The 5,230-nt window shown below is 35.0% G+C and carries 4 protein-coding genes; 2 read left to right on the forward strand and 2 right to left on the reverse strand.

Annotated features, from left to right (window positions below):
• Positions 1-375 precede the first annotated feature (375 nt).
• Both FFR48_RS25055 and FFR48_RS25060 read left to right on the forward strand, forming a co-directional pair.
• Positions 376-1,356, forward strand: coding sequence for an ABC transporter ATP-binding protein (locus tag FFR48_RS25055; RefSeq protein WP_137669240.1), 981 nt, complete (start codon positions 376-378; stop codon positions 1,354-1,356).
• Positions 1,357-1,416: 60 nt separating this feature from the next.
• Entirely contained in the window at positions 1,417-2,205 is a 789-nt protein-coding gene (locus FFR48_RS25060; protein WP_096566932.1) for an ABC transporter permease, read from the forward strand.
• A 132-nt stretch (positions 2,206-2,337) separates the two neighbouring features.
• On the opposite strand, the gene FFR48_RS25065 is transcribed toward FFR48_RS25060, so the two are convergent.
• Both FFR48_RS25065 and FFR48_RS25070 read right to left on the reverse strand, forming a co-directional pair.
• Positions 2,338-4,047 (reverse strand): serine/threonine-protein kinase, encoded by a 1,710-nt coding sequence (locus FFR48_RS25065; protein WP_137669241.1) that lies wholly within the window; start codon positions 4,045-4,047, stop codon positions 2,338-2,340.
• A 112-nt stretch (positions 4,048-4,159) separates the two neighbouring features.
• Positions 4,160-4,996 carry an alpha/beta fold hydrolase gene (locus tag FFR48_RS25070; protein ID WP_137669242.1) on the reverse strand — a complete coding sequence of 279 codons (837 nt, stop codon included), beginning with the start codon at positions 4,994-4,996 and terminating at the stop codon, positions 4,160-4,162.
• Positions 4,997-5,230: the final 234 nt, after the last annotated feature.

Consider the following 5,230-nt stretch of genomic DNA (forward strand, 5'->3'; position numbering starts at 1 on the left):
GAAATCCCAAAAAATGCACACTTTTTCCGGTATACCCTTCAAAACCCTTGCACTAATTTCTGTGTTTATCAGCCTCTAACCTTTGATATATCAAGGTTTTAGGTTTATTCAGCAAACCCTAAATAAGCTGTTACACAGCTAAATTGTATAATCCTAATATTCTGAACTCTTGTTTAACAGGCAAGATGCCTGTTCCACTTATACAAATTAAATGCACAACAGCTTATCCCAAATGCTTCGCCCTGCCCCCATAAATAAGTTCCATAATTTCTTTTCTGGAGATGTCTATTAGACTGGGAAACGCTATATTAGTAGTATGCAGCAACCAAAAAGCCGAAAGAATACAATATATAAAATACAAGGAAATAATTTTTTATGTCAATAATTATAGCAGAAAAACTTTGTAAATCCTATCCAGTCGCCATTAAAGAGTCAGGAATTATTGGGACAATTAACCACTTTTTTCGCCGTAAATATCGTAATATTAACGCGGTTCAAGATGTTACCTTTACCATCGAACCAGGGGAAGTAGTCGGTTTTTTAGGACCTAACGGTGCTGGTAAAACCACAACTTTAAAAATGCTGACCGGTTTAATTCATCCTTCTAGTGGCCAAGTTCAAGTTGCTGGTTTAACTCCCTTTCGTCGTCAAGAAGCATTCCTACAAAAAATCACCCTAGTCATGGGACAAAAACAGCAATTACTATGGGACTTACCAGCAATAGATTCCTTAAAAATTAACGCCGCAGTTTACAACATTTCTGATAAGGAATTTCATCGACGAGTTGGTGAATTAACAGAAATGTTATCACTAGGAGGTAAACTAAATCAACCCGTCAGAAAACTTTCATTAGGTGAAAGAATGAAAGCAGAACTATTAGCCGCACTTTTACATCGTCCCCAAGTTTTATTTTTAGACGAACCAACTTTAGGACTAGATGTAAATGCTCAAGTAGGAGTGCGTGACTTTTTACGAGAATACAATCAACTTTATCAAGCAACAGTATTATTAACAAGCCATTACATGGCAGATATTACCGCTTTGTGTCAACGAGTGCTATTAATTCACCAAGGAAAATTAATGTATGATGGTAGCTTAGATAGACTCTTAGAAAAATTCGCACCCTATCGAGAAATTGATGTAGAATTATCCCAACCATTACCAGCGGAAAAATTAACTTCTTATGGTGATATTCAACTTTTAGAAGGGAGAAAAGTTAAATTTATAGTTGAAAGAGAAGCACTGACTCGCACCGTTTCAAAAATTTTAGCTGATTTAGACATTATTGATTTAACAGTCACAGAACCACCAATAGAAGAAGTAATTGGTAGAGTTTTTCAAGCAGGTTTTGTTTAATAGCTGACAGGTGACAGTTTAATCAGGAATAGTTAATAAGAAAATTTGAGTAAAATATCTATGAAAAAACCTTTAAAAAAAATCCAAACCTTGCTCACTGTATATTATGCCTATATGGTAGAATATCGCTCAGAACTCATATTATGGGTATTATCTGGTTCTTTACCAATTATTCTCATGGGAGTCTGGATAAAAGCCGCCGCAGGAGGAAATTTTAGTTTAAATTCATTAGATTTTGCCCGTTACTTTTTCGCAGTTTTTCTGGCTAGACAACTGACAGTTGTTTGGGTGATTTTTGAATTTGAAAAACAAGTAGTAGAAGGTAAACTTTCACCTCGCTTATTACAACCCATAGATCCAGTATTTCATCATCTCGCTGGACATATTTCTGAAAGATTTGCTCGACTTCCTTTTGTATTTCTATTAATAGGATTCTTTTTTATCTTATATCCCCAAGCTTTTTGGATACCGACTTTACCTAACTTATTGTTATTTATCTTAGCTGCATTGCTGGCTTTTGCGTTAAGATTTTTAATTCAATATACCTTAGCAATGTTAGCATTTTGGACAGAAAGAGCTACAGCTTTAGAAACCTTTTGGTTTTTATTTTTTCTGTTTTTATCAGGTATGATTGCACCTTTAGAAGTTTTTCCCGAAGCAGTGCGAAATATTGCCATGATGACACCATTTCCTTATTTAATTAATTTCCCTGCTAGTATTTTAGTAGGTTTACCTGTAGATTTAACCAGAGGATTTTTATCAATTATAGCTTGGTTTATGATCTTTTTAGGTGCAAATCGCTTGTTATGGCGTGCAGGTTTAAAGCGTTATTCGGGAATGGGAGCATGAAAAATTGAAAATTGAAAATTGAAAATTGAAAGTTAGCTAATAAGTTTTTTGGTGCTAATATCTGCTTTTTTGACCATAAGTTTTATCAGATTTATTTACCGCAGAGGTGCAGAGAACGCAGAGTAAGAAAGATTATAAATTACTAGGAATTGTTTTAAATTTATCTGCTGCACCTAGTGAATAATCTTCTAGTTTAAAATCCGCAAAGGGTTTTTTCTCTAATCTATCTCTGAGTGCTTCATCTAATATTACTCCCTCGTCTTGTTTTTTGACTCCAATAATAATGATACTGCGTTGATAAGCTGTAGAATCTTGATTTGCTTGACAGTCTTTTCTCTGAAATTGTCCTAAGTTTAATAATCTATAACCTTGAACACTTGATGTATTACTAAATAATTGTTTCGCTAATAATTGAATTTGCTTTGAACGTTCTAACGCTCTACTTTGTTCTGTGTTCACATCACCTTCACAGGAAGCTGTACCTACAGAAATAATTTCACTGGGATTTTCCATTATTCTCTGTATTCCTTCTGCTTCTAACCGAGTTTTTAAAGCCTCAAGGTTAATAATTTCATCGTTATGTTTAATTTGAAAGGTGCTGCCTAGTTGCCATTTATATTCTACTGATAAAACTGCTATGTTAAATTCTGCTACTTTCCCTTGACTGTCTTTCCCTTCTTCATAAGGAAAATAATCAACTTGTCCTTTTTTAACCGGTGCTTGTCCATAGTCAGCAGGAACAACGGTAAATTTATTATTTCTGTTTGCCAGTGCTACTGTCCATAATAATAATAAGGAACATATTAAGGCGGTAAATAAGGCTAATAAGGGTAATTTTTCGGGTTGTTTTTCGGGAGGTTTAATTGTATTTTTGGTTGTGGTTGTTGGTGTGACTATTTCTGTTTTTAAACCACCTACTATATTGACTGTGGCTACGTTACTTCCTGTATATATATTTTCTAATTCTGTTAATTTATCTAGGATTTCTCTGGCATTTTCAGGACGTTTATTAAGTTCATTTGCCATTAACCAATCAATAAAATTTAATAGGTATGGGGAAACATGATTTGCTAAATGTCGCCAGTTTAAAATATCTAAATGAGCATCATATAATTGAGCAGGTTGACATCCTGTTAATAAAAATACAAAGGTGCGTCCTAATGCAAAAAAATCTGATTGGGGCAATGCTTGACCATTCATTTGTTCTCTGGGACTATAACCAGAAGAAGAAATAGATGTCATGCTGCCATTATTAGCAATATAGGTTTTTGTAATTTCTCTGGCTGTGCCAAAATCAATTAATACTAATTGTCCATCTGGACGAATCATTATATTAGATGGTTTAATATCTCTATGTAAATATTGTTGGTTATGTACTAATAATAAAATTTCGGCTAGTTGTTTTAACCAAGCTATTGCTTGACTTTCAGAAATGGGGCGGTTTTGTTGTTGTTTTAACCATTGTTCTAAATTCGGTCCTTCGATTTTTTCCATTACCATACAATGCAGGGTTAAACCTGCTCTGGTTTGATAGGTAAAATATTCTTCTGCTTGGGGAATACCAGGATGTTTTAATTGTCCTAAAACTTCTACTTCTTGTTGAAATAAAGAAACCGCTTTGCTATCGTTAGCTAATTCTTCTTTGAGGATTTTGAGAATTTTTGGTGTGTCTTGTTGGTAAGCTTCATAAACTTTACTAAACCCAGTTTTATCACTTAGTAAACGTAAAACTCGATAACGTCCTAATAATTCTAATTGAGAACCGCAACTTTGACAAAAGCGGTTTTCATCATTATCTGGGTGGTTAGGTTGAGGACAAATAGGATTTATACAGAGACTCATGATTGGTGATTGGTGATTGGTGATTGGTGATTGGTGATTGGTGATTGTTTCTGTCAACTCCAATCTAAAATCTAAAATCTAAAATTATTCTGAATCCAGACTCCTGACTCCTTCATTTTTGTCTTGCTAAAAATTCGGCGACAGTTTGATTAAATTCTGCTGGTTTGGTTAGAAATGGCCAATGATTTCCAGGTAATTTTTTAAAGGTGAGGTTTTTCAGGTTGGTTTTGTAGGGTTTAATTTGCCAATCTTGGCGGTTTACTCCTTTTTCTGGTTGAATAAAGAGGGCAGGTGTATCAACAGGAGTAATAAAACCTGGTACTTCTAAGACTGCATCAAAAATACCATCACGGGCAGAAATTGTAAATTTACTACCCCAAGTTCCATCGGGTTTTTGTTCTATTCCCGCTTGAAAAACTTGTTGCTGTACAGCACTCCAGTCTTGAAATTGACTTAGTTGTTTGATTTGTTGTTCCGCTTCTTCGTAACTGGTAAATGGTCCCATAGTTTTTAAGAATGGTAGAACTTTATACAACAAAGGAAAAGTTAATTTTAGTAAACTGGGCATTTTCCAGATGAAAATTGGATCTACCAAAGTGATACTTTTTAAGCGTTTTGGGTTTTGTCGCGCCCAAATAGCAGCTAGTTTACCTGTCCAAGAATGACTGACAACATGAGCAGCATTCCATCCCAGTTGTTCCATTAATGCTTCTAGGTCAGCGATCGCACTTTCAAAACTATAATCTTTCTCTGGTTTACTACTCTCACCATGACCACGCATATCTGGGGCAATTATATGGTAATCAGCCGCTAAATAATCTCCTAAACTCGACCAAACCCAAGCATTATCAGCCATACCATGTAATAACAGCAATGGGTTTTGACCTTTGTTCCATTCCAAGTAAGAGATTTCAACGTCAGATTTTGACAGTGTTTTGCGTGTAGGCATCATTTGGTAATTCATAATAAATACAGCAGGAGTCAGGAGTTACTTATTTTAGATTTTGGATTTTGGATTTTGGATTGTTTTTGTCAATTCCAATCTAAAATCTAAAATCTAAAATCTAAAATTTTCTTTCCCAGTCACCAGTCACCAGTCACCAGTCACCAGTCACCAGTCACCAGTAACCAATCACCAATCACCAGTCACCATCAACCAGTAACCAGACACCAACAACCAGAC

The organism is Sphaerospermopsis reniformis, from assembly GCF_005402885.1.
Lineage (GTDB): Bacteria > Cyanobacteriota > Cyanobacteriia > Cyanobacteriales > Nostocaceae > Sphaerospermopsis > Sphaerospermopsis kisseleviana.